Origin of the sequence: Bradyrhizobium genomosp. III, from assembly GCF_000261705.1 — a bacterium.
Lineage (GTDB): Bacteria > Pseudomonadota > Alphaproteobacteria > Rhizobiales > Xanthobacteraceae > Bradyrhizobium > Bradyrhizobium ottawaense.
In genome coordinates this window covers 1-3,052 of the sequence record NZ_AJQF01000362.1, presented here as the reverse complement: position 1 = coordinate 3,052, position 3,052 = coordinate 1, and the positions used below count along the sequence as shown (strand labels likewise).

3 protein-coding genes are annotated in these 3,052 nt (G+C 66.1%); 2 read left to right on the top strand and 1 reads right to left on the bottom strand.

Annotation, left to right across the window (positions count from 1 at the left end; genetic code table 11):
- Positions 1 to 1,328: siroheme synthase CysG (gene cysG / locus IC66_RS0129360; protein ID WP_038950055.1), on the bottom strand; the 1,328-nt coding region annotated here is incomplete at its 3' end.
- A 245-nt stretch (positions 1,329 to 1,573) separates the two neighbouring features.
- Between cysG and cysD the strand changes: the two genes are divergently transcribed.
- The gene (cysD, locus tag IC66_RS0129355; RefSeq protein ID WP_038950054.1) at positions 1,574 to 2,368 is read left to right on the top strand and encodes a sulfate adenylyltransferase subunit CysD; all 795 of its coding nucleotides are present in this window, start codon (positions 1,574 to 1,576) and stop codon (positions 2,366 to 2,368) included.
- A 19-nt stretch (positions 2,369 to 2,387) separates the two neighbouring features.
- On the top strand, positions 2,388 to 3,052 hold a 665-nt coding region (locus tag IC66_RS0129350), incomplete at its 3' end, for a P-loop NTPase family protein (RefSeq protein WP_038950053.1).

Genomic DNA, 3,052 nt, shown 5'->3' with positions numbered 1-3,052 from the left:
GCGGGACCGCCGCTGACCCGCCGCACCAGCTCGGGAAGGTCGCGCAGCGTGCCGATCGCGCCCTGCGCATCGGGACGGGTGACGCGCGCGAACACGCCGACCGGCGTCTCCGGCGAACGGCCGGCGGCGAACAGGCCGGCGCGCACGGCGGGCGCGGCAGTCATGCCCATGTAGACCACAACGGTCATTCTGGTGTCGGTCAGCGTGGCCCAGTCCACGACTTCCGCGTCGCGCGCCTTGTGCGCGGTGAGGAAGGTGATGCGGGTCGCTTCGTGACGGTAGGTGAGCGGCACCTCGAAATCGGCGGCGCCGCCGAGCCCCGCGGTGATGCCGGGGATGATCGAATAGGCGACGCCTGCCGCGCGCAGGGCTTCGACCTCTTCGCCACCACGGCCGAACACGAAGGGATCGCCGCCCTTCAGCCGCACCACGCGCTGACCGGATTGCGCGGCCTCGATCATGCGCTTGTTGATGGCGTCCTGGCCGATGCCGGGCTTGCCGACGCGGCGGCCGACCGGAACGCGCGTGGTGTCGCGGCGGATGCGGTCGAGAATTTCGCCCGAGATCAGCTCGTCATGGAAGACGATGTCCGCATCCTGCAATGCGCGCAGCGCCTTGATGGTGAGAAGATCGGGATCGCCGGGACCGGCGCCGACCAGCGCGACCGAGCCTTCCGGCTTATCGGCGCGCGCGAATTCGGAGGGATCGGCAATCGCCTTGAGCGCGGCCTCCGCCTCGCTCTTGCGGCCGCCGAGCACGGCAGCGCCGATCGGGCCGTCGATGACGCGCTCCCAGAACCGGCGGCGCAGCGGAAACTCAGTGATGCGCTCGTTGATGGACTTGCGAAAGCCGCCGATGAACTCGGCGAGCTCGCCGATACGGGCCGGCAGCAGCGCCTCGATCTTCTCGCGCACGCGCCGTGCCACGACGGGCGAGGTGCCGCCGGTGCCGACTGCGACCACGACATCGCCGCGATCGACGATCGCCGGGAAGATGAAGCTGGAATGTTCGAGATCGTCCATGACGTTGACGGGCAGACCGAGAGCCTTGGCGCGAACCGACATCGCCACGCCGACATCACCCGCACCAGCGCAGACGATGGCGATGACGCCGGCGAGATCGGCGGTCAGTGGATCGCCGGCAGCGATCTCGATCCGCACCGCGTCCTCCGAGTTGAGACCCAAATCATGATTGCCGTCGATCGCATGCACGCGGATGCGCGCACCGGCCGCAGCGAGCACGCGCAGCTTGGCACGCAAAAGCTCACCCGCGCCGATGAGGACCACCGGACCGGCCTTGAGATCGAGAAACACCGGCAAGAACCGCATGCGATACTCGCTTCCCCCACATCCGGGGTTGACTGGAATTATTTTCTATATATGTGTCGTTTCGAGCGCGCAAAGAGAAAATTTTTTCTTCTCTTCCGCACCGCAACTATAGAATTTTCGCCTCCAAACGCAAAGTGGCAGAGATGCATCTTCTCAAGGACGATTCCGCAGCGAGCGGACTGAGCAGCCCGGCCCCGGCCGAGCGCGCACGCACGCAAGAATTTTCTGCTGACCTTGCCCCCAGCATGGACCATCTGGACCAGCTCGAGGCGCAGAGCATCTACATCTTCCGCGAGGCCTTCGCCCGGCTGAAGAAGATCGCGCTGCTGTGGTCGCTCGGGAAGGACTCCAACGTCATGATCTGGCTGGCGCGGAAAGCGTTCTTCGGCCGCGTGCCGTTCCCGGCTTTGCATGTCGACACCGGCAAGAAGTTTCCGGAGATGTACCGCTTTCGGGATCACTACGGCAAAGAATGGGATCTCGATCTGCGCGTCGAGCCCTGCCCGCCCATCGATGCCGTCGATCCGACGCTGCCGCCGGCCGCGCGCTCCGCTGCGCGCAAGACCGAAGGCCTAAAGATGGCGCTCGGCAAATTCGGCTTTGACGGCCTGATCGCCGGCATCCGCCGCGACGAGGAGGCAACGCGCGCCAAGGAGCGTGTGTTCTCGCCGCGCGGGCTCGAAGGCAATTGGGACGTGCGCGACCAGCCGCCGGAGTTCTGGGACCATTTCAACGCCTCGCCGCCGCAGGGCGCGCATTTGCGCATCCATCCGATCCTGCATTGGACCGAGGCCGACATCTGGGCCTACACCAAGCGCGAGAACATCCCGATCATCCCGCTATATCTCGCCAGGGACGGCAAGCGCTATCGCTCGCTGGGGGATCAGGACATCACCAATCCGGTCGCGTCGACCGCGTCCAACATCGACGAGATCCTGATCGAGCTCGAGCAGACCAAGGTGCCGGAGCGCGCCGGCCGCGCGCTCGACCACGAGACCGAGGACGCCTTCGAGCGCCTGCGCGTCGCCGGCTATCTCTGATCAAGAACGCGAGCGCGATATGAACATGATCGTCACCCCCGCTTCGCCGGCCACCCCGAACGGCACCACCCGTCCGCAGGTCCGCATCGTCATCGTCGGCCATGTCGATCACGGCAAATCGACGCTGGTCGGCCGCCTCTTGCACGAGACCGGCAGCCTGCCCGACGGCAAGCTCGACATGCTGAAAGCCGTCAGCGCGCGACGCGGCATGCCGTTCGAATGGTCGTTCCTGCTGGATGCGCTGCAGACCGAGCGGGACCAGGGCATCACCATCGACACCACGCAGATCCGCTTCCGCACCAATTCGCGCGACATCGTTCTGATCGACGCGCCCGGCCACGCCGAATTCCTGCGCAACATGATCACCGGCGCCTCGCAGGCCGACGGCGCGGTGCTGATCATCGACGCGCTCGAAGGCGTGCGCGACCAGACACGGCGGCACGGCTATCTCCTGCATCTGCTCGGCGTGAAGCAGGTCGCTGTTGTCGTCAACAAGATGGACCGCGTTGATTTCTCCGCCGACCGCTTCAAGGAGATCAGCGACGAGATTTCGGCGCATCTGAACGGCCTCGGCGTGAAGCCTACGGCCGTGATCCCGATTTCCGCCCGCGACGGCGACGGCGTCGCCGAGCGCACCGACCGGATCGGCTGGTACAAGGGCCCGACCGTGGTCGAGGCGCTGGA

Excerpts from the sequence above, each read along its gene's own strand:
- cysD (WP_038950054.1), top strand. The coding sequence starts at position 1,574 with ATGGACCATCTGGACCAGCTCGAGGCGCAGAGCATCTACATCTTCCGC.